Annotated in this window: 22 protein-coding genes and 2 tRNA genes; 10 read left to right on the top strand and 14 right to left on the bottom strand. The window is 69.0% G+C overall.

All coding sequences use genetic code 11. The annotated features are described in order from the left end of the window. Nucleotides 1-26: 26 nt before the first annotated feature. The 4 genes from valS to IFR14_RS09675 are packed head-to-tail and all read left to right on the top strand — an operon-like array spanning nucleotide 27 to nucleotide 5391. Nucleotides 27-2624: a valine--tRNA ligase gene (gene valS / locus IFR14_RS09690; RefSeq protein ID WP_191940916.1), complete on the top strand. Its 2598-nt coding sequence runs from the start codon at nucleotides 27-29 to the stop codon at nucleotides 2622-2624. Further along, nucleotides 2621-3067 carry a GNAT family N-acetyltransferase gene (locus IFR14_RS09685; protein WP_191940915.1) on the top strand — a complete coding sequence of 149 codons (447 nt, stop codon included), beginning with the start codon at nucleotides 2621-2623 and terminating at the stop codon, nucleotides 3065-3067. Before valS ends, IFR14_RS09685 begins: the two co-directional genes overlap by 4 nt. After that, nucleotides 3067-3324: a hypothetical protein gene (locus IFR14_RS09680; protein ID WP_191940914.1), complete on the top strand. Its 258-nt coding sequence runs from the start codon at nucleotides 3067-3069 to the stop codon at nucleotides 3322-3324. Before IFR14_RS09685 ends, IFR14_RS09680 begins: the two co-directional genes overlap by 1 nt. A gap of 33 nt (nucleotides 3325-3357) precedes the next feature. Then, a complete protein-coding gene (locus IFR14_RS09675) occupies nucleotides 3358-5391 on the top strand; it encodes a M3 family metallopeptidase (protein ID WP_191940913.1) in 2034 nt (677 codons plus the stop codon). Nucleotides 5392-5463: 72 nt separating this feature from the next. Here the strand turns inward: IFR14_RS09675 and clpX are convergent, their stop codons facing one another. The 6 genes from clpX to IFR14_RS09645 all read right to left on the bottom strand — a co-directional run bounded on the left by clpX (nucleotide 5464) and on the right by IFR14_RS09645 (nucleotide 10476). Continuing rightward, entirely contained in the window at nucleotides 5464-6741 is a 1278-nt protein-coding gene (clpX, locus tag IFR14_RS09670) for an ATP-dependent Clp protease ATP-binding subunit ClpX (protein WP_064295154.1), read from the bottom strand. 111 nt (nucleotides 6742-6852) lie between these two features. Then, nucleotides 6853-7521: an ATP-dependent Clp protease proteolytic subunit gene (locus IFR14_RS09665; protein ID WP_071260849.1), complete on the bottom strand. Its 669-nt coding sequence runs from the start codon at nucleotides 7519-7521 to the stop codon at nucleotides 6853-6855. Between the two features lie 30 nt (nucleotides 7522-7551). Then, nucleotides 7552-8145 (bottom strand): ATP-dependent Clp protease proteolytic subunit, encoded by a 594-nt coding sequence (locus IFR14_RS09660; RefSeq protein WP_056006680.1) that lies wholly within the window; start codon nucleotides 8143-8145, stop codon nucleotides 7552-7554. Nucleotides 8146-8289: 144 nt separating this feature from the next. Then, nucleotides 8290-8796, bottom strand: a complete 507-nt coding sequence (locus IFR14_RS09655) for a tetratricopeptide repeat protein (RefSeq protein WP_191940912.1) — start codon at nucleotides 8794-8796, stop codon at nucleotides 8290-8292. A gap of 84 nt (nucleotides 8797-8880) precedes the next feature. Beyond that, entirely contained in the window at nucleotides 8881-10347 is a 1467-nt protein-coding gene (gene tig, locus IFR14_RS09650; protein ID WP_161578527.1) for a trigger factor, read from the bottom strand. Nucleotides 10348-10402: 55 nt separating this feature from the next. Further along, nucleotides 10403-10476, bottom strand: a tRNA-Pro gene (locus tag IFR14_RS09645). A 193-nt stretch (nucleotides 10477-10669) separates the two neighbouring features. Here IFR14_RS09645 and IFR14_RS09640 point away from each other — a divergent pair. Beyond that, nucleotides 10670-10740, top strand: a tRNA-Gly gene (locus IFR14_RS09640). A gap of 346 nt (nucleotides 10741-11086) precedes the next feature. Here IFR14_RS09640 and IFR14_RS09635 read toward each other — a convergent pair. Beyond that, complete coding sequence (locus IFR14_RS09635) at nucleotides 11087-12358, bottom strand: HNH endonuclease signature motif containing protein (RefSeq protein WP_191940911.1); 1272 nt, start codon at nucleotides 12356-12358, stop codon at nucleotides 11087-11089. A gap of 335 nt (nucleotides 12359-12693) precedes the next feature. Between IFR14_RS09635 and IFR14_RS09630 the strand changes: the two genes are divergently transcribed. After that, entirely contained in the window at nucleotides 12694-12885 is a 192-nt protein-coding gene (locus tag IFR14_RS09630; protein WP_086473518.1) for a hypothetical protein, read from the top strand. Here the strand turns inward: IFR14_RS09630 and IFR14_RS09625 are convergent. Continuing rightward, nucleotides 12882-13418 carry a gamma carbonic anhydrase family protein gene (locus IFR14_RS09625; protein ID WP_137241835.1) on the bottom strand — a complete coding sequence of 179 codons (537 nt, stop codon included), beginning with the start codon at nucleotides 13416-13418 and terminating at the stop codon, nucleotides 12882-12884. The two genes, IFR14_RS09630 and IFR14_RS09625, sit on opposite strands and share 4 nt — an antisense overlap. Before the next feature lie 215 nt (nucleotides 13419-13633). Between IFR14_RS09625 and IFR14_RS09620 the strand changes: the two genes are divergently transcribed. Next, the gene (locus IFR14_RS09620) at nucleotides 13634-14122 is read left to right on the top strand and encodes a Dps family protein (protein ID WP_064295149.1); all 489 of its coding nucleotides are present in this window, start codon (nucleotides 13634-13636) and stop codon (nucleotides 14120-14122) included. Nucleotides 14123-14203: 81 nt separating this feature from the next. Here the strand turns inward: IFR14_RS09620 and IFR14_RS09615 are convergent, their stop codons facing one another. From IFR14_RS09615 to IFR14_RS09590, 6 genes are all read right to left on the bottom strand, one after another. Further along, the gene (locus tag IFR14_RS09615; RefSeq protein WP_290368178.1) at nucleotides 14204-14881 is read right to left on the bottom strand and encodes a response regulator transcription factor; all 678 of its coding nucleotides are present in this window, start codon (nucleotides 14879-14881) and stop codon (nucleotides 14204-14206) included. Nucleotides 14882-14885: 4 nt separating this feature from the next. Further along, a complete protein-coding gene (locus IFR14_RS09610) occupies nucleotides 14886-16259 on the bottom strand; it encodes a sensor histidine kinase (RefSeq protein ID WP_191940910.1) in 1374 nt (457 codons plus the stop codon). Between the two features lie 110 nt (nucleotides 16260-16369). Next, the gene (locus tag IFR14_RS09605; protein WP_194718754.1) at nucleotides 16370-17923 is read right to left on the bottom strand and encodes an amidohydrolase; all 1554 of its coding nucleotides are present in this window, start codon (nucleotides 17921-17923) and stop codon (nucleotides 16370-16372) included. A gap of 37 nt (nucleotides 17924-17960) precedes the next feature. Beyond that, nucleotides 17961-18962 carry an Fpg/Nei family DNA glycosylase gene (locus tag IFR14_RS09600; protein ID WP_085510674.1) on the bottom strand — a complete coding sequence of 334 codons (1002 nt, stop codon included), beginning with the start codon at nucleotides 18960-18962 and terminating at the stop codon, nucleotides 17961-17963. Nucleotides 18963-19024: 62 nt separating this feature from the next. After that, entirely contained in the window at nucleotides 19025-19513 is a 489-nt protein-coding gene (locus IFR14_RS09595; protein WP_085510673.1) for a ribose-5-phosphate isomerase, read from the bottom strand. A 35-nt stretch (nucleotides 19514-19548) separates the two neighbouring features. After that, the gene (locus tag IFR14_RS09590) at nucleotides 19549-20172 is read right to left on the bottom strand and encodes a mycothiol-dependent nitroreductase Rv2466c family protein (protein ID WP_064295146.1); all 624 of its coding nucleotides are present in this window, start codon (nucleotides 20170-20172) and stop codon (nucleotides 19549-19551) included. A 142-nt stretch (nucleotides 20173-20314) separates the two neighbouring features. On the opposite strand from IFR14_RS09590, the gene pepN reads away from it, so the two are divergent. The 3 genes from pepN to IFR14_RS09575 all read left to right on the top strand — a co-directional run bounded on the left by pepN (nucleotide 20315) and on the right by IFR14_RS09575 (nucleotide 24963). Continuing rightward, nucleotides 20315-22858, top strand: a complete 2544-nt coding sequence (gene pepN, locus IFR14_RS09585; protein WP_191940909.1) for an aminopeptidase N — start codon at nucleotides 20315-20317, stop codon at nucleotides 22856-22858. A 144-nt stretch (nucleotides 22859-23002) separates the two neighbouring features. Further along, nucleotides 23003-24292 carry a histidine kinase gene (locus tag IFR14_RS21190; RefSeq protein WP_191940908.1) on the top strand — a complete coding sequence of 430 codons (1290 nt, stop codon included), beginning with the start codon at nucleotides 23003-23005 and terminating at the stop codon, nucleotides 24290-24292. After that, a complete protein-coding gene (locus IFR14_RS09575; RefSeq protein ID WP_191940907.1) occupies nucleotides 24289-24963 on the top strand; it encodes a response regulator in 675 nt (224 codons plus the stop codon). Before IFR14_RS21190 ends, IFR14_RS09575 begins: the two co-directional genes overlap by 4 nt. Nucleotides 24964-25037: the final 74 nt, after the last annotated feature.

The raw sequence follows: 25037 nt of genomic DNA, 5'->3' as shown, positions 1-25037 counted from the left end.
CGCACATATCAGCAGGAGATCGCCTCATGACCGCTGCCAGCATCCCGGACAAGCCGGCCCTCGAAGGTCTCGAGCAGAAGTGGGGCTCCTCCTGGGAGTCCGCGGGGACATACCGGTTCGAGCGCGACGGCGCGACGCGTGAGTGCATCTACTCGATCGACACCCCGCCGCCGACCGCATCCGGCTCCCTGCACATCGGTCACGTCTTCAGCTACACGCACACCGACGTCATCGCCCGCTACCAGCGGATGACCGGCAAGCGCGTCTTCTACCCCATGGGCTGGGACGACAACGGTCTCCCGACCGAACGCCGCGTCCAGAACTACTACGGCGTCCGGTGCGACCCGACGCTCCCCTACGACGCCGACTTCACCCCGCCGTTCGAGGGTGGCGACAACAAGAGCACCAAGGCCGCCGACCAGATCCCGATCTCGCGTCGCAACTTCATCGAGCTGTGCGAGCGCCTCACCGTCGAGGACGAGCAGCAGTTCGAGGCCGTCTGGCGTGCGCTCGGCCTCTCCGTGGACTGGACGCAGAGCTACCGCACCATCGGCGACGAGTCGATCACGGCGAGCCAGCTCGCGTTCCTGCGCAACCTGGACCGCGGTGAGGCCTACCAGGCCATGGCGCCGACCCTCTGGGACATCACCTTCCGCACGGCGGTCGCCCAGGCGGAGCTCGAGGACAAGGAGCAGCCGGGCACCTACCGTCGGCTCTCCTTCCACCGCCCAGACGGCGGCACCATCGAGATCGAGACCACACGGCCGGAGCTCCTCCCCGCCTGCGTCGCCCTCGTCGCCCACCCCGACGACGAGCGCTTCAAGCCGCTGTTCGGCACGACCGTGACCACGCCGGTGTTCGGCGTCGAGGTGCCCGTGCTCGCCCACCACCTCGCCCAGCCCGACAAGGGTGCCGGCATCGCGATGGTGTGCACCTTCGGCGACATCACCGACATCGTGTGGTGGCGCGAACTCGACCTCCCCAACCGCGCGATCCTCGGCTTCGACGGCCGCGTCATCTCGGAGGCCCCTGAGGCGATCACCTCCGAAGCCGGCCTCGAGGCGTACGCGCAGCTCGCCGGGAAGACCGTCTTCAGCGCCAAGCAGACCGTCGTCGACCTCCTCGCCGCCTCGGGCGACCTGATCGGCGAGCCGAAGCAGATCACCCACCCGGTGAAGTTCTTCGAGAAGGGCGACAAGCCGCTCGAGATCGTCTCGACCCGCCAGTGGTACATCCGCAACGGCGCCCGCGACGAACAGCTCCGCAGCCGCCTCCTCGAACTCGGCTCGGAGCTCGAGTGGCACCCCGACTTCATGCGCGTGCGCTACGAGAACTGGGTCGGTGGCCTGTCCGGCGACTGGCTGATCTCCCGCCAGCGCTTCTTCGGTGTGCCGATCCCCCTCTGGTACCCGCTCGACGCCGACGGCAACCCGGTCTACGACCAGCCGATCGCGCCCGACCACGCCACCCTGCCCGTCGACCCGTCCAGCGATGCCGCACCCGGCTACGACGAGTCGCAGCGCGGCGTGCCCGGCGGGTTCATGGGCGAGGTCGACGTCATGGACACCTGGGCCACGTCGAGCCTCACCCCGCAGCTCGCCGGCGGCTGGGAGCGCGACCCCGAGCTCTGGGACCTCGTGTTCCCCTACTCGCTGCGCCCGCAGGGTCAGGACATCATCCGCACCTGGCTGTTCTCCACCATGCTCCGCAGCGTCCTCGAGTACGACCAGAAGCCGTGGGAGCACGCCTCCGTGTCCGGCTTCATCGTCGACCCCGACCGCAAGAAGATGTCGAAGTCGAAGGGCAACGTCGTCACGCCGGCGGCCATGCTCGAACAGCACGGTTCGGACGCCGTCCGGTACTGGGCGGCTTCGAGCCGTCTCGGAACCGACGCCGCCTTCGACCCGCAGAACCCGACGCAGATCAAGATCGGCCGACGACTGGCAATCAAGGTGCTCAACGCCTCGAAGTTCATCCTCGGGTTCACCGGTCGTGAAGACGCCCCGGTGACTGAGGCCGTCGACCTCGCCATGCTGAGCGTCCTCCGCAAGACCGTCGCCGACGCCAGCAGTGCGCTGGCCGGTTACGACCACGCGCGCGCGCTCGAGCTCACCGAGGCGTTCTTCTGGACGTTCTGCGACGACTACCTCGAGCTCGTCAAGGAGCGGGCCTACGGCGAGGAGAGCCCTGAGCAGGCTTCGGCGGTGGCCGCGCTGCGGATCGCGCTCTCGACCCTGCTCCGCCTGTTCGCCCCGTTCATCCCGTTCGCGGCCGAGGAAGCCTGGTCCTGGACGCACGACGGCTCCGTGCACCGTGCCAGCTGGCCGACCGACGAGGAGTTCGCAGGACTCGCAGCGGGCGAACCGCAGGTGCTGCAGCTCGCGAGCGAGGCGCTCACGGGCATCCGGCGCGCGAAGACCGACGCCAAGGCGTCCCAGAAGACCCCGGTGGACTCCGCGGTCATCGCCGGACCCGCCGCATCGGTCGAGCTGCTCGCGCTCGTCGCAGACGACCTCCGCGCCGTCGGACGCATCGAGTCCCTCGAGTTCGGCACCGCCGACGTCCTGTCGGTCGGCGACATCGTCTTCACGCCGGCGGCCGACGCCGAGGAGGCACGCGCATGAGCGTCACCATCCGTCCCGCCGTCGAGAGCGACCTGTTCGCCTGGCACGCGCTGTACTCCGGCTACGGGGAGTTCTACGGCAACCCCCTGACCGACGAGAAGGCCGTCCTCGTGTGGCGCTGGCTCAGCGACCCGACCCACCCGTTGACCGCGCTCGTCGCGGAGGACGCACAGGGCGCCCTCGTCGGGCTCGCCCACTATCGCGTGTTCCCCCGTGCCCTCGCCGGCGGGACCGGGCTCTACCTCGACGACCTCTTCGTCGCCGAGGACGCCCGCACCGGCGGGGTCGGGACCGCGCTGATCGAGCACGTCCGCGACCTCGCGAAGGCGGACGGCCACAGCGTCGTCCGGTGGATCACCGCCGCCGACAACGAGCGCGCCCAGGCCGTGTACGACAAGCTGGCGACCCGCACGAGCTGGGTCACCTACGACCTGGAGCCGTGATGCAACTCGGGACCCGCTGGGCCGTCGGCGCCAAGCCACCGGAGAACGTGCCGACGCCGGTGCGGACAGCCATCGCCGCTGAGGAGCAGGAGTTGCTCGCGCAGGGTGTCGACACGTCCTCGTGGCGCTGGACCCTCACCTGGCTCGAGCGCCGGCCCGTGGTCGAGCTCGACGACGGTACGACCATCCGTCAGCACGCGGACGGATCCGTCGGCCTCACCCGACCGGACGACGACCACGACGACGACGAGGACTGAGCCTCCTCCCCGGCACGCTGGATAGGGTGAGGTATGGAATCACACACGAATCCGTTCCTCCAGCCGAGCACACTCCCCTATCAGCTGCCGCCGTTCGGCGAGATCCGCGAGGAGCACTTCCGCCCCGCCTTCACCGCCGGGTTCGCGCAGCAACTCGACGAGATCGCGGCGATCACCGCGCAGGACGACGCGCCGACCTTCGAGAACACGCTGATCCCGCTCGAACGGAGCGGCGCGATCCTCCGGCGGGTCGCAGCGGTCTTCTTCAATCAGAGTTCGGCGGACAGCTCCGCGTTCACCAATGAACTCGAGGAGGAGCTCGCTCCGCAGCTGGCCGCCCACGAGGACGCGATCAGGCTCGACCCCGTGCTGTACGCGCGGATCGCGGCGGTCCACGCGAATCTCGACGACCTCCAGCTGACGGCCGAGGCGGCTTACCTGGTCCGACGCGTGTACAGCGAACACACGCTCGCGGGCGCCGGTCTCGACGCCGAGGAGAAGCAGCGGCTCTCCGACCTCAATCTCCGCCTCTCGACACTGACCACCCGGTTCGAGAAGCAGCTCCTGGCCGACACCAACGAGCTCGCTGTCCACCTCACCGATGCCGCAGAGCTCGACGGCCTGAGTGCGGGCGAGATCTCCGCCGCGGCCCAAGCGGCCGCCGAGCGAGGCCTCGACGGTTGGCTCGTCACCCTTGTCCTCCCGACCGGCCATCCGGCGCTGTCGTCGTTGACGCACCGTGGCGTCCGCGAGCGGATCATGACGGCCTCCCGTGCTCGGGGCACACACGGCGGACCGAACGACAACCGCGACCTCGTCCTCGAGATCACCCGCCTCCGCGCTGAGCGTGCCGCACTTCTGGGATTCCCGTCGCACGCGGCAGTGGTCACCGCGGACCAGACCGCGGGGACCCCGGAGGCCGTCGCAGCGCTCCTCTCTCGACTGGCGATCCCCGCTGCCCGGAACGCGGATCGGGAACAGCGCGAGCTCGAGCGGGTCACCGGCCTCGAGACCGTGGAGGCCTGGGACTGGCCGTTCGCGACCGAACAGGTCAGGATCGACCGGTTCGATGTCGACACCAGTGTGATGCGTCCGTACTTCGAGGCGGAGCGAGTCTTGTTCGACGGGGTGTTCGCCGCAGCGACCAAGCTCTACGGCATCACCTTCGCCGAACGGACCGATCTCCAGGGGTACCACCCCGACGTCCGTGTCTTCGAGGTCTGGAACGAGGACGGCTCCGGTCTCGGCCTGTACCTCCTCGACCTGTACACGCGCGACAGCAAGCGCGGCGGCGCCTGGATGAACGCGCTCATCTCCCAGAACCGCCTGCTCGACCAGCCCACCGTCGTGGTCAACAACCTGAACGTCCCGAAGCCGGCCGAGGGTGAGCCGACCCTGCTGAGCCTCGATGAGGTCACGACCTTCTTCCACGAGTTCGGCCACGCGCTGCACGGTCTCTTCGCGGAGGTCGAGTACCCGCGGTTCTCCGGTACGAACGTCTTCCGGGACTTCGTCGAGTTCCCGAGCCAGGTGAACGAGATGTGGATGCTGTGGCCCGAGGTGCTCGCCGGCTACGCCAGGCACGTCGAGACCGGTGAGCCGATGCCGCAGGAACTGGTGGCGAAGCTCCAGGCGTCCGAGGGGTTCAACGAGGGCTTCTCGACGAGCGAGTACCTTGCAGCGGCGATGCTCGACCAGGCGTGGCACAGCATCGGTGCAGAAGACCGGGTCGACGATGTGGAGGCGTTCGAGGCGGCGGCACTCCGGTCCGCCGGACTCGACAATCCGGCCGTCCCGCCCCGCTACGCGAGCACGTACTTCGCCCACACCTTCTCGGGTGGATACGACGCCGGCTACTACTCCTACATCTGGAGCGAGGTGCTCGACGCGGACACCGTCGACTGGTTCACGGAGAACGGCGGACTGACGAGGGAGAACGGCGACCGCTTCCGCACCAAGCTCCTCGGGGTCGGCGGTTCGAAGGATCCTCTGGAGGCCTACCGCGACTTCCGTGGACGCGACGCGGTCATCGAGCCGCTCCTCCGACGCCGCGGGCTCGAGGACTGAACGACGAAGCCCGCCGCAGCTGCTCCGGAGGTTCCGGGGCGCTGCGGCGGGCTGTTCACCGCTGGATGTCGTCTAGGCCGACTTCTCCTGGCGGCGAGCCGCACGAGGGACGATCGTCGGGGCCGCGTTCTCGACGACGGACTCCCGGGTGATGACCACGCGAGCGACCTCGTCGGTGGAGGGCACCTCGAACATGATCGGCCCGAGCACCTCTTCCATGATGGCTCGGAGCCCTCGGGCACCGGTCTTCCGGAGGACGGCGAGGTCGGCGATCGCTTCGAGTGCCGCCTGGTCGAACTCCAGCTCGACGCCGTCGATCTCGAACATGCGCTGGTACTGACGAACGAGTGCGTTCTTCGGGACCGTGAGGATCTCCATGAGCGCATGCTGGTCGAGCGGGGTGACCGTCGTGACGACCGGCAGGCGACCGATGAACTCGGGGATGAGACCGAACTTGTGGAGGTCTTCCGGCAGGACCTCGCCGAAGAGGTTCACGTCGTCGCCCTTGCTGTGCAGGGGTGCGCCGAATCCGATGCCCTTCTTGCCCGCGCGGGAGGAGATGATCTCCTCCAGCCCGGCGAAGGCGCCGGCCACGATGAACAGGACGTTCGTCGTGTCGATCTGGATGAACTCCTGGTGCGGGTGCTTCCGGCCGCCCTGCGGGGGTACCGAGGCGACGGTTCCCTCGAGGATCTTAAGGAGCGCCTGCTGGACACCCTCACCGGAGACGTCGCGCGTGATGGAGGGGTTCTCCGCCTTGCGGGCGATCTTGTCGACCTCGTCGATGTAGATGATGCCGGTCTCCGCGCGCTTGACGTCGTAGTCGGCAGCCTGGATGAGCTTGAGGAGGATGTTCTCGACGTCCTCGCCGACGTAGCCGGCCTCGGTCAGTGCGGTCGCATCGGCGACGGCGAAGGGGACGTTCAGTCGCTTCGCGAGGGTCTGCGCGAGATACGTCTTGCCGCAGCCCGTCGGGCCGATGAGGAGGATGTTGCTCTTCGCGATCTCGATGTCGTCGTGCACCGTCTCGGCGGGAGCGAGCGTGGCGCGTGAGCGGACGCGCTTGTAGTGGTTGTACACCGCGACCGAGAGTGCCTTCTTCGCGGCCTCCTGGCCGATGACGTACTCCTCGAGGAAGGCGAAGATCTCCTTCGGCTTCGGGAGGTCGAACTCGCTCACCGTCTCCTCGCTCGCTTCAGCGAGTCGCTCGGCGATGATCTCGTTGCACAACTCGACGCACTCGTCGCAGATGTACACGCCGGGACCAGCGATCAGCTGCTGGACCTGCTTCTGGCTCTTGCCGCAGAACGAGCACTTGAGCAGATCGGCGCTTTCGCCTATCCGTGCCATGTCTTTCCCTCTCCCTGGAGATTCGGTGCTCCGAGCCTAACCTGTCCCTGCGACAACTCGGCGCGCCACCCCGCTGGGATGACGCGCCGAGTCGTGAGCACTGGAGCCGGGTCAGGCCGTGATGGCCGCGATCGGGTTCTTCCGTGAGGTGAGCACCTGGTCGATGAGACCGTACTCGAGCGCCTCGGCGGCCGAGAGGATCTTGTCGCGGTCGATGTCCTTGTTGACCTGCTCCACCGAACGGTTGGAGTGGTGTGCGAGGGTCGACTCGAGCCAGCCGCGCATGCGGAGGATCTCGGCCGCCTGGATCTCGATGTCCGAAGCCTGTCCGTGGCCGGCCTCGCCGACGGCGGGCTGGTGGATCAGGATGCGGGCGTTCGGGAGCGCCAGGCGCTTGCCCGGCGTGCCGGCGGCGGTCAGCACGGCAGCGGCGGAGGCCGCCTGTCCGAGGACCACCGTCATGACGTGCGGACGGATGTACTGCATCGTGTCGTAGATCGCCGTCATCGCGGTGAACGAGCCACCGGGTGAGTTGATGTACATGACGATGTCGCGGTCGGGGTCCATGCTCTCGAGCACGAGCAGCTGGGCCATGATGTCGTCGGCCGATGCGTCGTCGACCTGCACTCCGAGGAAGATGATGCGGTCCTCGAAGAGCTTCGCGTACGGGTCCTGGCGCTTGTAGCCGTAGGCCGTGCGCTCTTCGAAGCTCGGGAGGATGTAGCGAGCACCCGGCATCTGCAGCGAGCGGCCCGCCGCACTGAACGTTGGAGTCTCCATGTGTTGCATTCCTGTCTGGTCGAAGCCGGGTTACTTGTCGCTGTCGACGGTTCCGCCGCCGCCGGCCACGTCGAGCGCGGACTCACGGAGGTGGTCGACGAAACCGTATTCGAGCGCCTCTTCGGCGTTGAACCAGCGGTCGCGGTCGCCATCGGCGTTGATCTGCTCGACGCTCTTGCCGGTCTGCGCCGCGGTGATCTCGGCGAGACGGCGCTTCATGTCGAGGATGAGCTGCGCCTGGGTCTGGATGTCGCTCGACGTCCCGCCGAATCCGCCGTGCGGCTGGTGGAGGAGCACGCGGGCGTTCGGGGTGATGTAGCGCTTGCCCTTGGTGCCGGCCGTGAGGAGGAGCTGACCCATCGACGCGGCCATACCGATGCCGACGGTGACGATGTCGTTCGGCACGAACTGCATGGTGTCGTAGATGGCCATGCCGGCCGTGATGGAGCCACCGGGCGAGTTGATGTAGAGGTAGATGTCGCGCTTCGGGTCGTCCGCGGCGAGGAGCAGCAGCTTGGCCGCGATCTCGTTCGCGTTCTCGTCGCGGACCTCGGCGCCCAGCCAGATGATCCGGTCCTTCAGCAGGCGGTCAAAGACACTGGGCGAGAACTGTGGTTCGGCCATTATCGCTCCGTTTCGGTTGTGCAGTGGTTCGAATCTATCGGAGGCGACGCGCGACCAACGCCCTGTTCGCCCTCGGCAGACTCCCGGGCGGCGGGGTTCGCCGGAGGCGGACGGCGAGCGGACGGACCGCGCGACCGTTGGGGCTCAGCGGAGCGGATCCGTCTCGAGTTCGTCGGCGTAGGCGCGGACGGACCGGTGGTATCGCGGCAGGTGCGGCACGAGAGCGCGGAGCGCGACGGCGGTCGCTCGACGCGGGTCCCCCGAGCTGGCGAGCGCCAGGGCCAGGAAGGCCGCGGTCGCGTCCGCGTACGGACCGGTCGGATCGTCCGCGAGCTGCTGTTCGAGCAGGACGATGCTCTCAGCGGTCCGGCCGAGGTTGCGGAGCGTGCTGGCCAGTTGGATGATCGCCTGCGGACGGTGCTCCTCGTCGAGTCCGGCCTCGAGGGCGGCGCGATAGCAGACCTCGGCCTCGACCTCGTGGCCGGCGGAGTCGCGCGCACCGGCTGCCTCGAACGCGGCGCGGGCGTCACCCGCCGGACGCTCGGCGGCCAGGGCGTCGATGGCGGCGATGCGCTGCTCGTCGTCGATGGTCTCGTCGGCCCAGACGGCTGCGACGCGGTCGTCCCAGCCGGTTGCGTCGGTCGTCGTCATGATGGCTCCCATTCGGCTGACGTGTCCGGAGACGACGACAGGGGCGGAATCGCTTCCGCCCCTGTCGTCACTGCTGGTGCTGTCCTACTCGGCAGCGGCCTCGTCGGCAGCGGCCTTCTTGGCCGGTGCCTTCTTGGCGGGCGCCTTCTTCGCAGGTGCCTTCTTGGCGGCGGCCTTCTTCGGCTCTGCCTCGGCCGGAGCCTCGTCGGCGGCGTCCTCGGCCGGAGCCTCGGTCGTCTCGTCGGCTGCAGTCTCGGTGGCGGCGTCCTCGTCCTCGACCACGGCGACGAAGTCGCTCAGGTCGACGGGCTTGCCGTTGGAGTCGACGACCTCGGCCTTGCCGAGCGCGATGGCGATGGCCTTGTTGCGGGCGACCTCGCCGACCATGGCGGGGATCTGGCCCTGCTGGCCGAGTGCCTCGATGAACTCACCAGGCTCCATGCCGTACTGCGACGCGCTCTGGATGAGGTACTCGGTGAGCTCGTTCTGGTTCACCTGGACGTTGAGCGACTCCGCCAGTGCGTCGAGGAGGAGCTGCGTGCGCAGTGCCTTCTCGCTGGACTCGGTGACCTCGGCGCGGTGCTCGTCGTCCTCGAGGCGGTTCTCGCCCTCGAGGTGACGGTGCACCTCGTCCTCGATGACGCTCTCGGGCACGGGGATCTGCGCGGCCTCGAGCATGGCGTCGACGAGCGCGGTGCGTGCGTCGCGGCCCTGGGTGATGACCTGCTGGCGCTCGACGACCTCGCGCAGCTGCGCCTTGAACTCGTCGATGGTGTCGAACTCGCTCGCGATCTGAGCGAAGTCGTCGTCGGCCTCGGGAAGCTCGCGCTCCTTGACGGCGGTCAGGGTGACGGTGACCTCGGCGTCCTCGCCCTCGTGCTCGCCACCGAGCAGCGGCGAGGTGAAGGTGGTGGTCTCACCGGCGGTGAGGGAGTCGAGTGCCTCGTCGATGCCGGTGAGCAGCTCGCCCGAACCGATCTCGTAGGAGACTCCGCTCGCGCGGTCGACCTCGGCGTCGTTGATCTTGGCGACCAGGTCGAGCTGGGCGAAGTCGCCCGTCTTGGCCGGGCGGTCGACGGTCACGAGCGTGCCGAAGCGTGCACGGATGCGGTCGAGCTCGTCCTGGACGTCGGCTTCGCCGGCTTCCTGAGCGTCGACGGTGAGCTTGAGGCCCTCGTAGGCGGGAAGCGTGATCTCGGGACGGACGTCGACCTCGATGTTCACGAGCAGGTCGCCGGAGAAGTCCTTCTCGTTCGGCCACTCGACGATGTCGGCCTGCGGGCGGCCGAGCGGACGGAGTTCGTTCTCCTCGAGTGCCTTGCGGAAGAAGCCGTCGAGGCCCTCGTTGACGGCGTGCTCGATCACGGCGCCCTTGCCGACGCGCTGGTCGATGATCGCCGGTGGCACCTTGCCCTTACGGAAGCCGGGGACGTTGATGTCCTCGGCGATGTGTCCGTAGGCGTGGGTGATGCTCGGCTTGAGCTCCTCGGGCGTCACCGCGATGGCGAGCTTGACGCGAGTGGGGCTCAGCTTCTCGACCGTGGTCTTCACGTGATTACTTCTCCTGTGTCGGGGATTCTGCCTCAGTTGAGGACGCAAAACGGAGTCGGGGCGACAGGATTCGAACCTGCGACCTCCCGGTCCCAAACCGGGCGCTCTACCAAGCTGAGCTACGCCCCGGATCGGCGACAATCCGGCCAGCCGGCCCGACCGACGAGCGGTGGGCGAAATGGCCTCGGTCAGTCTAGCCCAGAATCTGTGCGGCCCCTGTGCGGTTTCCGGGGCGGAACCGGCCTCGGGACACGGAGCTGCACGGATGGGCGCTCGGGATGCAGTAGCATTACCGGGTGAGTTCGTCGCATTGCGACGCCTCGGGGATGTAGCTCAATGGTAGAGCCTCAGTCTTCCAAACTGATTACGCGGGTTCGATTCCCGTCATCCCCTCTCCATTCGTCAGAACCATGCAGCGCCGTGCGAGCAGGCGCGACGGTTCGGCTCCGGTCCAGCGGCCTTCTGACGCCGCGCCCTTCGACAGACTCAGGGACCGGATCGTTCCCGTTGACCCTCCTCCGGTCACTGAGCTTGTCGAAGTGCCCACGAGGAACCCGTCGGCAGGCCCAGGAACCGGAGCCATCCGGGCACACCTCACCCCGGGACACCGAGCATGCGCGACCGAGCTGCCCTTCGACAGGCTCAGGGACCGAATCGTCCCCAGTGAACCTCGCCCGGTCACTGAGCTTGTCGAAGTGCCCACGAGAAACCCTTCGACAGGCTCAGGGACCGGTGGGGGTCAGAACGGCGCGGGATCCGGTTCGGTTCGATGACGTTTCCCGTCGGGTGTCGTCCAGTCGAGCACCCCGCCGGGCCCGTGTTCGAGGCTCCATCCGGGGAGGTGCTTCATCCGATGGTGATGTCGACACAGGCAGGCGAGATTGCCGACATCTGTTGCGCCGCCGTCCTCCCACGCGACCGAATGGTCGAGGTCGCAGGCTCTGGCTCGTCGCCCGCAACCGGGTGCGCGACAGGTGCCGTCTCGCAGGCGGACCGCGCGTTGAAGATCGGCGGGAACGCGGTACTGATTCCGCCCGACGGAGAGGATCGCGCCGGTTTCCGGCTGGACAAGGATCCGCGTGAAGCTGGGTGCGTTCACGGCGATACGCGCGGCGGTCTCCGGGTCGATCGGGCCGTACCCGTCGAGCATGCCGGGTGCGTCGGATACTCCGGCCATCGTGAGTGCCGGGACGGTGATCTGCACCGTCGGCTTGATGTGCTCCTGCACCTCGATCGGGTGCGGCAGGACTGAGCTGGACATCACGTCTTCCGGGGTCACACCGGTGAGCGCGAGCGCCGCGAGGGCGTCCGCTTGCAGTTGGGCGCAGGTGCGGGTGTCACCGGCCTTGCGCGACTCCGCGGCAGCCGCTTCGACCCGCTCCGCGATGCCCTGCGCGATCGGCGCCGTGGTGAACAGGTGCACCCACGCCATACCGTCCGCCGCGGGCTCGAACTCCACCCGACGGTCCGCCTCGGAGCGCACCGCTCGGGCGCTGATGGACTCGGGGTGGAGGCGCTCGCGCATGACGCGGGCGCTCGTGCGGAGGCCAGCGGCCGTGGTGCGCTCGGCGACGACGAGAATCTGTTCGAGGAACACCGCCCGCCCAGCAGCAGGGACGTCGCAGAGTTGGTCGGTGATCACTTGCGCATGCCGCGCCGAGATACGGCCTGCCTCCAGCGACGCGAGCACGGCTGGTGCGTCGTTGACGAGACGTTCGGCGTCGTTGGTCGCGCGCTGGATCGTCCGTTCCGGTATTCGGGTCGCCATCGCGAGGGCCGCACACGTCGACCGGCGGGAGAGCTCCCGACGCTCAGCCGGCGGAAAGATCGCCGGGACCGTGACGTCCGCGAAGGCGTCCGCATAGGCGGCAGAGCGGGCCAGGAGGCGCGCCTTCCGTGCGTCCAAGACTGCTTGCTGCCGGTGGATCTCCGCCCACTGATCCGAGAGCCCTGCGAGGCGCGCGGCGTGCTCGTCGCTCGCGCGGATCGCGGTGGCGGTGGTCTCGGTCATGGAACCAGTCCACCATGGACCACTGACATTCCAGATGCTGAGCTGCGCCGGTTGTGGAGGTTGCTCGTGTGCCCTTCGACAAGCTCAGGGACCGGAGGAGGTTACCCACAGACCGGGAGAAGATCGCCGGAGCCGGAAGTCCCTCGTGCGCCCTTCGACAGGCTCAGGGACCGGAAGAGGTGACACAGGGACCGGAGAGGTTACTCAGGGACCGGAAGAGGTTGCTCAGGGACCGGGAGAAGGCCACCGGAGCGGGAGGTCCCACCCGTGCCCTTCGACAGGTCGTCGCCTGGGGAGGACGGAGGACAGGATGCCCGACGCCCTAGGCTGAGCGCATGCGACTCGACGCGATCTGGCCCCACGTCTGGACGGTGGCCGGCGCGCTCGTCTTCTTCGTCGGGGTGTACGCACTCGCGACCGGGCGACTCGGCGTCGGACTCATCTGCATGATCGGCTGCGTCGTCTGCCTCTCCGGCTCGCTCGCCGCGCAGCGTCGCCTCAGGAAGCGCGACGCACGCCGCCGCTAATCCTCGTCGACGGCTGCGGCGTGGACCGCTCTGAGGGCGACGTAGTGTGCGGCGTTCTGCTTGATCGCCTCCTGCTCGTCGGCCGTCAGCTCCCGCCGCACCTTGGCCGGGACCCCCGCGACGAGCGACCCGGGCGGCACGATCATGCCCTCGAGGACCACCGCTCCGCCGGCGACGAGCGACCCGGCACCGATCACTGCTCCGCTCAGGACCACGGAACCCATACCGATGAGGCAGTCGTCCTCGACGGTGCAGCCGTGCACGACCGCGTTGTGTCCGACGGAGACGTTGCGCCCGATGACCGTCGGGTGGCCGCTGTCCGTGTGCACGGCGACGCCGTCCTGGATGTTGGACCCTGCGCCGAGCGTGATCGAGTCGGAGTCCGCGCGGAGGACGGCGTTGTACCAGACGCTCGAATCCGCGGCGAGCATGACGGCGCCCACCAGCACGGAGCCCGGTGCCGTGTAGGCACTCGGGTCGACCTGGGGCGAGCGTCCGTCTGAGAGTTTCCTGACCGTACCGTGCAGCGTCATACCGGCCACGCTATCGCAGGCGGCCCCGGCCGACGGGAACCCGCGTCGTTCCGGGGTGAATCGCCGGTACGGTCAGGCTTTCCTTGCTGAGTGCACCCTTCGTAAGCCGAGCCTCGACTTCCTTGCGGAATGTCTGCGGCTGAGTACCGTTGCATTCAAGTAGACCGACGAATCCGCCCGACCAGGGCCTCACTCGTCAACGAAGGGGAAACACCATGACCGACATCACCACCTCCATTCCGCAGGCCGTCGCCAACCCGGACGTCGCAGCAGGCACCGCGCAGTTCCTCAGCCCCGTCGTCGTCGACCTCACCGCCATCGTCGTCAACGGCAAGCAGGCCCACTGGCACGTGCGTGGCGCGAACTTCATCGGCGTCCACGAGCTGCTCGACGACATCGTCGACCACGCGCAGGAGTGGGCAGACCTCGCCGCAGAGCGCATCGTCGCCCTCGGCCTCCCGGTCGACGCACGCCTCAGCACCGTCGCCGCGAAGACCAGCACGCCCGAGCTGAGCGAGGGCTTCCAGCAGTCCGACCGCACCATCGCCGAGGTCATCGCCCTCATCGACGCCGCCTCCGCCTCGGTCAACACCGCGGTCGACGAGCTCGACGAGCTCGACCAGACCAGCCAGGACATCGCGATCGAGATCGCCCGCGGCCTCGACAAGGACCGCTGGTTCCTCTTCGCCCACCTCAGCCGGTAGTACTCCGGCGGGGCGACCCGCTCGCATCACCCACGAAGGGGCAGTCATCCGTGACTGCCCCTTCGTCGCGCGTGTCACCCTTCAGCCGTTGCGCTGGAGCAGGGCGAGGACCGCGAGGACGCGTCGGTGGTCGCTCCCGGAGTCCTCGAGACCGAGCTTCTGGAAGATGGCCGAGATGTGCTTCTCGACCGCACCGACACCGACCCGCAGGCGTTCGGCGATCGCCGTGTTCGTGCGCCCCTCCGCCATGGCGGAGAGCACCTCCGTCTCACGCGGGGTCAGGCCGGCCAACGGGTCGCGCTGTGCTGCGAACAGGGTGCGGACCACGTCGGGGTCGAGGACGGTCCCTCCCTCGACCAACCGGTGGATGGCGTCCTGCACCTCCTCCAACGAGGCGACCCGGTCCTTGAGCAGGTAGCCGATCCCACGCCCGCCGTCCGCGAGCAGCTCCCGGGCGTAGACGGTCTCGACGTACTGGCTGAGCAGCAGGACGGGGAGGTCGGGATGCTCGGCACGCAGCGCTATCGCTGCGCGGACCCCTTCGTCCCGGAACGTGGGCGGCATGCGGACGTCCATGACGATGAGGTCCGGTCGGTCCGCCGCGAGTCCGCGCTGGAGCGCCTCCGCATCGGCGTACGCGGCGACCGTGACGAAGCCGGCCTCGTCGAACAGCCGCATCAAGCCCTCGCGGAGCAGTGTCGAATCCTCGGCGATCACGATGCGGAGCGGTCCACCACCGGCACGGTCAGGGCTGATCACGCGTTCAGCCTACGGGGAGCGAGATCGACACGGCGCTGCCACGTACGACGCCTTCCCACACCGGGGCCGGCTCGATCACCAGTCTCCCGCCGAGACCCTGCGCGCGTTCCGTCAGGCCTTCGAGACCGTGGCCCGGTTCCAGGTGCGCGCCGCCCCGACCGTCATCGGTCACGCGGAGGGTGAGCCGCGAACCCAGCTGCTGGTCAACCGTCGCGTGGGCCTCGACGCCGGCGCGCCGCGCGTCCGCATGCTTCGACACGTTGGTCAGGAGTTCGGCGACGATGAAGTAGATCCCACGTTCCGTCTCACGAGGCAGCGTCACCGATGAGACGACCGCCAGCTCCGTCCTCGTCGGCACCGGACACCGCGCGGCGAGGTCCTCGAGTGCCGCGACGAGGCCGCGGTCCTGCAGCAGTGGCGGCATCAGGCCCTTCGAGAGCGCACGGAGTTCGTCGAGCGTCTCGGCGGCCTGGGCGCGCGCCTCGCCCAGGAGCGAGCGTGCGGAGGCGGGGTCCGTGTCGAGGCGTCGTTCGGCGGCCGCGAGATCCATCTGCAGCCGGACGAGCCGCTGCTGCGGACCATCGTGGATGTCCCGTTCGAGCCGCCGCACCGCACCCGCCTCAGCCGAGACGGCGGCACCGCGTGCACGCCGCTCCGCCAACAGCTCGGCTCGGAGCTCCTCCTGTGGCCGCGCACCGAACAGCCCGGAGGCGATGGCGTGGTGCAGCAGCACCAGCACCCGGAGGACCAGCGGGAGCGTCACGAGGAACACGACACCGAGCGCGAGATTCCAGAGCTTGTCGGCGAGCAACGCGTCCGACGGGTCCAGCGTGGGAGCCAGCAGCTCCGCGAAGCCCGAGGAGGAACCAGCCGAGAGCCGGTCCGCCCAGATCCAGTAGGTCGTGCCGGCGACGGCACCCACGGTCCAAGTGATGGTCAGCCCCCAGGTGATGCCCCCGACGATCGGGTTCACGAGGACCGTGTGCAGGGCCGCCAGCCACCAACGCGGTCCGGCGAGTGGAGCGAGCACGGCACCCAGTGTCGTCTCGGTCCCGATGGACGACCGCCAGGCTCCTCGTCGGATCGGCGGGAGCCCCGTCGTGCTGAGACGCGCGACCTCGAGCTCCACGAACGCCCGCGAGACCCAGAGGGCTCCGACGACGATCAGGAGACCGACCCCCAGGATCGCGAGCCCGAAGCCGAGGGAGAGGATCACCACGGCGACGACGCCGCCGGCGATGACGATCGGCAGGTTGGGCAACAGGAACAGGAGCGATCCGGGGACGTCCAGCCAGAGCCGACCGTATCGCCATGCGCCTCGGGTGGAGGGATCAGGCTTCGCCGACGCGTCGAGCTGCCGGCCGATGGCGGTGGTCATGAAGGAGGTCCTTTCGACGGAGCGGTCCCGGCTCTCGCACCGGGCTCACCTCAGTCTGTTCGGCTCCGCCGACGAACGGCATCCGGTGGACGCCCCGTTCCGATCGGGGGTTATCCCCCGGCCGGGTGGACGGATGGAGCCGCCGTCAGGCGCCCACCCAGCATCGTCGCACGGACCGGCATGGTGCGCAGGGCTTCCGGCGCGCAGGAGAACGGGTCGAACCCCACGACGACGAGGTCGGCGGGGCGGCCGACGGCAACCACGTCGTCGTCTCCTCTCGTCGACGCCGCCAGTGCTTCCTCGACCGTGATGGCCTGCTCGCCGTGCCAGGCCTCGCGTCCATCGCGGCTGCGCGTCACGGCGGCGGCGATGGAGACCCACGGGTCGAGGGGAGCGACCGGGGCGTCGGAACCGAGTCGGAGCGTGGCGCCGGCGTCGAGGAGGCTGCGGAGCACGAAGGCACGGTCGGTGCGCCCGGCCCAGTGGACCTCGGCGATGTCCCGATCGTCCATCGCGTGTTCCGGCTGGACACTCGCAGCCGTTCCGGTCCGCGCGAACCGCTCCAGGTCCGATGCCCGGAGCAGCTGCGCGTGTTCGATCGTGCCCCTCGCGCCGGTCGTCTCGATCGCGTCGAGCGCGAGGGTGTTGGCGCGGTCACCGATGGCGTGCACCGCGCAGTGGAGGCCGTTGGCGGTCGCCAGGGTGAGCAATGCGGTGAGTCGCTCCGGCGGGACGTTGAGCATCCCGTGCGCGTCGGTTCCGGGAGACGAACCCGGATAGGGCGCGTCGCAGCAGGCCGTCCGGGTGTTGAGGGATCCGTCGGTGATGACCTTGAACGGGCCGACCTGCACCAGGCCGTCCGTTCCGGCGAGCACTCCCCCGGTCACGAGCCCGGCGTCGATCGCGCGCTCGAGGTGCTCGGCGTACACACCGAACGAGATGCGGAGCGCGCGAGTCCCGTTCCCGACCCGACGGATCCAGTCGGCGGCGTTCCAGCGCATCTCCAGGTCGACGACACCGACGACGCCGCGTGACGCCGCCTGATCGGCTGCGGCGTCGACCCAGCGGTCGGAGAGCTCGTCGGCGACCTGGTCGAGCTGCTTGAGGACGGCGAACGACTCCTCCTCCCGCAACAGGCCGGTGGGATGGTCGGCGAAGCCCGTGGCCCGGAGCGCCGCGCTGTTCAGCCAGCAGCAGTGGAGGTCGGCGCTGACCAGCACGACCTCGCGGTCCGGTGCGATCGCGTCGAGCAGCGCGAACGTCGGCGCGTCCGGCCAGAGGGCGTCACGGAACCTCGCGCCCTCGACCCAGCCGTCACCATCGGCCCCCTGAGCGATCCGCTCAGCGACCAACTCGACCGCCTCGGCGGCGGATGCAGCAGAGGACAGGTCGACGCGCCTGGCCGTACGCGCCCACTGGGTGAAGTGCACGTGGTGGTCCCAGAGCCCGGGCAGGAGGAACCCACCACCGCCGTCCAACACCCCGGGGTCGGAGCGAAGCAGGACCTCGGGGTCGGCGGGTCGGATCGCCACGATCGAGCCGTCCTCGAGCAGGACGTCGACCCGTTCGGCGTCGGACGAGCCTCCGCGGCGCGGTCCGGACAGGTGGACGTCGGCGATCGTCGTGACGAGGTCGCCGTCGGGTCCAGGGCGGTGCTCGGTCATCACATCGGTCCTCGTCGGTTCGGCGGGCGGGTTCGGTTCAGCGCTGACAGTTCGGGCACCAGTACAGCTTGCGGGCGCCCATCTCCTCCAAGAGGATGTTCGTCCCGCAGACGCGGCACGGCAGTCCCTCCCGCTTGTAGACCCAGTGGCGATCGGCGCGGTTGGCCATCGCGAGGCGGTAGTCGGCCGCCGACAGGTCGTCCATCGTCATCATCTGGCCGGTCTCGACCCCGATCGCGAGCAACCGCGTCCAGTCGAGCCAGATCTCGCGAAGCGTCTCGACGGGGACCGTCTTCCCGGTGCGGTGCGGATCGAGACGGGCGCGGAACAGCAGTTCGGCGCGGTAGACGTTGCCGATCCCGCTGATGATCTGCTGATCCATGAGGAGTAGACCGATCGGGGAACCCTTACGGTGCGCACGCGACACGAACCGCTCCCCCGCCTCCGCGCTCGGGTCGAGCAGTGGATCCGGTCCGAGCCGATCGATGACGGCCTGCACCCCGGCGGCGTCGATCACCTCGCAGGCGGTCGGCCCGCGGAGGTCCGCCACGGTCGTCTCGGTCAACAGCCGCACGCGCACCTGACCCACCGGTTCGGGTGGGAACCGCTCGTCGATCTCGGCGAGTGGACTCGACTGCTCGGACATCCGGACCCTGGCCCGGCGCGGTGCACCGATGCTGTGCAGGGAGTTCTCCCCGTCCGCATCGTGGATCGGCGCATCGTCGTCGTCGAGCACCGTCCCGCGCTGGTTCGTCTGCCCCATGCGGCCGTTCGAGGCGGCGATGGTCGGGTCCGACCGGATCTCACCGGCGAAGTCCCACGCGCCGTACAGACCGAGGTGCACCCGCAACCACAGTCCGTCGTCGAACTCGAGGAACATCTGCTTGCCCACGGCCTTGGCGTCGGTGACCGTCCGGCCGTCGAGCACGGCGGCACCCTCGGCGAAGCGCCCCTGGGGAGACGACACGGAGACCCGGTGTCCGACGAAGTTCTGAGCGAACTGTCGGGCGATGCGATGGACGGAGTGCCCCTCGGGCATGGTGACTCCTCACTCGGTGGGGGCGCGATCCGGCGCGCCGCGCGGTGGCGGTGGAGGACGCGTCAGGCGTCGACGTGCTTGCCGGCGATGGTGCCGGTCGCCTCGAATTCGGCGAGCTGGGCGATCCGACGGGCGTGACGTTCCTCGAGGCTGAACGGCTCGGCGATGAACGCGTCGATGAAGGACACCGCCTCATCGGTGCTGTGCTGACGCGCACCGATCGAGATGACGTTGGCGTCGTTGTGCTGCCGAGCCAGCTGCGCCGTGCTGAGGTTCCAGACGAGCGCCGCGCGGACACCGACGACCTTGTTCGCGGCGATCTGCTCGCCGTTGCCCGAGCCGCCGAACACCACGCCGAGGGCGTCCACACCGGCCTGCTGATCGCGCACGACGGCCTTCGCCGCGTTGATGCAGAACGCCGGGTAGTCGTCCAACGCGTCGTACTCGGCAGGGCCGTGGTCGACGACGTCGTGACCGGCTGCGCGCAGGTGGTCCTGCAGGAACTGACTGAGCTCGAGACCGGCGTGATCGGTGGCGATGTGGATGCGCATGTGGAAAGTCTAGGGTTCCGGGCGCCGGCGTCGCGTCAGTCGAAGATCGGGTCCGCCGTACGGCTGCGCTTCAGCTCGAAGAAGCCCGGGTAGGCGGCAGCGGCGACGACACCGTCCCACAGTGCGAGCGCCTGCTCGCCCTTCGGCGCCGGCGAGATGACGGGTCCGAAGAACGCCACGTCGTCGATCGCGATGACGGGGGTGCCGACGTCCTGACCGACCCGTCCGATGCCGTCGAAGTGGCTCTCGCGCATGGGCCCGTCGTAGGCGTCCGTCGTCGACGCTTCGGCGAGCGCCGCCGGGAGCCCGGTCTCGGCGAGGGCTTCGGCGATCACGGCGTCGACGTCCTCCGCGCGTCCGCCGGGGTGGATCCGCGTGCCGAGGGCGTCGTAGAGCGGCTTGACGACCGCATGTCCGTGTTCGGCTGCCGCAGCGGCGACGAGCCGCGTGTATCGGAGCGCCCGGGGGAAGAAGGCCCGGTAGTCGTCGCTGACGTCCTGGTCCTCGTTGAGGACGGCGAGGCTCATGATGTGCCAGTGGACGTCGAGGTTCCGGGCTTCGGTGACCTCGTCGACCCAGCGCGAGGTCATCCAGGCCCACGGGCAGGAGGGGTCGAACCAGAAGTCGACGCGGGTGTTGTCTGCAGCGGAAGTCGTCATGCCGTCACCCTACGCGCCGATCCCCGTCGACTCCCCCGAAACGGACGGACGGCGGGTCTAGGCTGGTTGATCGTGCCGCGGTCGTCACGAGCGACCACGTGCAGTTCACACGTCACGTGTCCATCAACACCAGGGAGCAGTTGTGCCAGGAGAGAACCTCACCCGAGTCGAAGCCCAGGAGCGCAGGGCGCTCGTCGACACGTCGAGCTACGAGGTCGTGCTCGACCTCACGACCGGTCCCGAGGTGTTCCGCAGCACCACGACGGTGCGCTTCACCGGTGAACCGGGCGCCTCGACCTTCATCGACGCCATGACGCGCACCGTCCACTCCGTCACGCTGAACGGCGTCGAGCTCGACCCGTCGACCGTCTCCGACGGCGTGCGCATCCAGCTCGACGGCCTCGCTGCGGAAAACGTGCTCGTCGTCGACGCGGACGCCGAGTACACCAACACCGGTGAGGGCCTCCACCGCTTCGTCGACCCCGTCGACGGCGAGGTGTACCTGTACAGCCAGTTCGAGGTGCCGGACTCCCGTCGGGTGTTCGCGGTCTTCGAGCAGCCCGATCTGAAGGCGACGTTCACCTTCACGATCACGGCGCCCGCAGCCTGGCAGGTCGTCAGCAACTCCCCGACGCCTGAGCCGGTACCGGCGCACGACGGCGCGGCGACCTGGAGCTTCGCACCCACGCAGCGCATCTCCTCCTACATCACCGCGATCGTGGCCGGCCCGTACGACGTGGTGCGCAGCGAGCTCACCTCGAGCGACGGCCGGACCATCCCGCTGGGCGTCTTCGCTCGCAAGAGCCTGGCGGAGTACCTCGACGCCGACTACATCTTCGAGAAGACGCGTCAGGGCTTCGCGTACTACGAGGAGAAGTTCGCGTACCCGTACCCGTTCGAGAAGTACGACCAGCTCTTCGTCCCCGAGTTCAACGCGGGCGCGATGGAGAACGCCGGCGCGGTGACCTTCACCGAGACCTACGTGTTCCGCTCGAAGGTGACCGACGCGATCAAGGAGCGCCGGGTCGTCACGATCCTGCACGAGCTCGCCCACATGTGGTTCGGCGACCTCGTCACCATGAAGTGGTGGAACGACCTGTGGTTGAACGAGTCGTTCGCCGAATGGGCTTCGACGATCGCCACCGCTGAGGCCACCGAGTGGACCGAGGCGTGGACGACGTTCAACGCGATGGAGAAGACCTGGGCCTACCGCCAGGACCAGCTGCCGTCGACGCACCCCATCGTCGCGACCATCAACGACCTCGAGGACGTCCAGGTCAACTTCGACGGCATCACCTACGCCAAGGGCGGCTCCGTCCTGAAGCAGCTCGCCGCCTGGGTGGGCATCGAGGCGTTCTTCGCCGGCGTCGGCAACTACTTCCGCAAGCACGAGTTCGGCAACACCGTGCTCGACGACCTGCTCGTCGAGCTCGAGGCGACGAGCGGCCGCGACCTCCGCGAGTGGTCCAAGCTGTGGCTCGAGACCGCCGGGGTCGGGACGTTGAGCCCGGAGTTCACGGTCGACGCCGACGGCGCGTTCACCGCGTTCGCCGTCCGGCAGACGGTCCCCGCGGACTACGACACGCTGCGTCCGCACCGCCTCGCCATCGGCCTGTACCGACTGCAGGACGGCAAGCTCGTCCGCACCCAACGCGTCGAACTCGACGTCGACGGGGCGCTCACCGAGGTGCCGGAGCTCGTCGGTGAGATGCAGCCCGACCTGGTGCTGCTGAACGACGACGACCTCGCCTACGCGAAGATCCGCCTCGACGAGCGGTCGCTCGCGACGGCGATCGGCCACCTCGCCTCGATCGAGGACCCGCTCGCACGCTCGCTGGTCTGGGGCGCTGCCTGGGACGCGACCCGCGACGCCGAGTCGAGCGCCTCCGACTACGTGGAGCTCGTCCTCGGGAACATCGCCACGGAGACCGAGTCGACGACCCTGCGCACCACGCTCGGCCAGCTCGGTCTGGCCGCGCGCAACTACGTCGCTCCGGAACGCCGCCTGGCGACCATCTCCCGGGTCGGCCACGCGCTCTGGACGCTCGCCCAGGAGGCGGAGGCCGGCTCCGACGCGCAGTTCCAGTTCGTGAAGTTCTTCGCCGCTCTCGCCTCGACCCCCGAGCACGGCGAGCACCTGCGTGCACTGCGCGACGGCTCCGCGGCACTCCCGGGCCTGGAGATCGACACCGACCTCCGCTGGGAGCTCCTCGAGGGCCTGGTCCTCCTCGGTCTCGCGGACGGTTCGGACATCGATGCGGCGCTCGCCGAGGACAACACGGCGAACGGTGCCCAGGCGGCCGCTCGTGCACGGGCGACGATCCCCACCGTCGAGGGCAAGCGCGCAGCGTTCGACTCGGTCGTCGAGCACGACGACCAGCCGAACGCGATCGTCCGGAACGTCGGTCTCGGGTTCGGGCACGTCATCGACCCGGCCGTCCTGCAGCCGCTCGTCGAGCCGTACTTCGCCGCGCTCACGTCGGTCTGGGAGTCGCGCAGCTACAAGATCGCCGAGTACATCGTCGAGGGGCTCTACCCGGCGGCGCTCGCCTCCACCGAGCTCCGCGACCGCACCCGCGCGTGGTTGGCCGCCAACGCCGATGTCCCGGCACTCCGACGCATGCTCGTCGAAGCCCTCGCCGGGGTCGAGCGGGCGCTCGCGGCACAGGCACGGGACGCCGCGTGACCCACTCGGCCGGATAGCACTCCGGTACCAGGATCATCTGGCGAGAACCCCTCCACGGCACGACCCGCTGTGGAGGGGTTCTCCGTATCCTGGAGGGATGCGCGGCCCAGTGAACGACGAGCGACCCACAGGGTCGTCCTCGTCGTGACTACTCGGAAGCCCTCCTCCGACCGGGACCGGGCCGCGACGGAGGCCGCGCTGATGCTCCCACGCCCACCCGGGGTCGTCCGACGCTGGTGGTCGAGGCATCCGTGGACCGCCGACTCGCTCATCGCCGCCGGGTACCTCCTCATCGCGCTCTCGGTCAGCACCGTCGAGTGGTTCGACGTCGACCTGGCGGCTCAGCCCGGTCGCATCGCCCTCGCCGTCGCGATCGTGGGCATCACGACGCTCGCCGTCCTGCTCAGGCGACGGCGCCCGCTCGCGATGACCGTGCTCGTCATCGCCGTCGGTCTCGTCTCGGTCGCACAGACGGTGGGCGTCGACGCGTTCGCGGTGCCGATCCTGCTCTACTCGGTGGCCGTGTACCGGACCGTCGCGCTCGGTTGGCAGGCGTTCGCCACCGCCGCGGTGGTCGCCGTCCTCGCCCCGTTCCTGCCCTGGGCCGCGCCACATGAGCCGGGAGAGCCGCAGCAGACCATCATCTCGGTCGTCCTCTTCGCGCTCTTCGGGCTGCTGATCGGGATCAACGTCGGCAATCGCAAGCGGTACGTCGAGGCCCTCGTCGATCGGGCGGCGCAGCTGGCCCGCGAGCGCGACCAGCAGGCCCAGCTCGCCGCCGTCGCCGAGCGGACCCGCATCGCCCGCGAGATGCACGACATCGTCTCCCACAGTCTCACCGTCATCGTCGCGCTGAGCGAGGGGGCCCTGGCGACGAAGGACCCGGCGGCGTCACGGTCCGCCATGACCGCCGTCACCGACGCCGCCCGCGGCTCCCTCGTCGACATGCGACGCATGCTGGGCGTCCTCCGCGAGACCGGCAGTGCACCCCTCGCACCGCAACCCGACGCCGCGTCGATCCCCACGCTCGTCGAGACCTTCCGCGGGCTCGGTCTGCCGGTCGCACTCACCGTCTCGGGGCCGTCGACGGACGACCCGTCGATCCTGCTCGCCGTGCACCGCATCACGCAGGAGGCACTCACGAACGCGCTGCGGTACTCGGAGCGGCCGAAGCGCGTCGACGTCGTCCTCACCACCGACGACGAGCAGCTCGAGCTCATCGTCGAGAACGACGGCTCCATTCCGGACGCGCCGTCGCTCGGCGCCGGCCAGGGGTTGCTGGGCCTCCGCGAACGCGTCGCGTTCCAAGGAGGTCGGGTCACCGCCGGAGCCGTCGGCGATCGGCTGTGGCGCGTCCATGCCGTCCTCCCCCTGGAACCACGCCCGTCGAGAACGTCCCCGCCGACCACCGAACCACGAGGAACCACACCATGACCGACCCCGTCCGCATCCTGCTCGTCGACGACCAACAGCTCATCCGGCTCGGATTCGGTCTCGTGCTCGGCGCTGAGGACGATCTGGACGTGGTCGGTGAGGCTTCGAACGGCGCCGAGGCGATCGACCTCGCCGCCAGCCTGCGGCCGGACGTGATCCTCATGGACGTCCGGATGCCGGGACTCGACGGGATCGAGGCGACCAGGAGGATCGTCGCCGCGAACCCCGACAGCCGCATCATCATCCTGACGACCTTCGACCTCGACGAGTACGCCTTCGGAGCGCTGCGGGCCGGCGCGAGCGGCTTCCTCCTGAAGGACGCCCTGCCGAACGAGCTGACGTCCGCGATCCGCGCGGTCCACGCCGGCGACGCCGCCGTCTCGACCCGCATCACGAAGCGGATGCTCGAACTCTTCGCGACGGCCCTCCCCGGCACACCCACGGCCGCCGAAGACGGCTCGGCAGCAGAACTCGCCGAGCTGACACCGCGGGAGCACGACATCCTCGTCGCCATGGCGGAGGGGCTGAGCAACGCGGAGATCGCCGCCCACTTCGTCCTCTCCGAGTCGACGGTGAAGACGCACGTCGGTCGCGTACTCATGAAGCTGCAGCTGCGCGACCGCGTGCAGGCGGTCATCTTCGCCTACAAGCACGGACTCGTGCGTCCATGACCGTTCACGCAGGCACCGTCCGGCTCGCACTCGGGCGGCTCACACGGTTCACTCCGGGTCGCTCGATACACTGA

Origin of the sequence: Plantibacter sp. CFBP 8775, assembly GCF_014839505.1 — a bacterium.
GTDB classification, from domain to species: Bacteria; Actinomycetota; Actinomycetes; order Actinomycetales; family Microbacteriaceae; genus Plantibacter; species Plantibacter auratus.
This window is presented reverse-complemented; position numbering and strand designations above follow the sequence as displayed.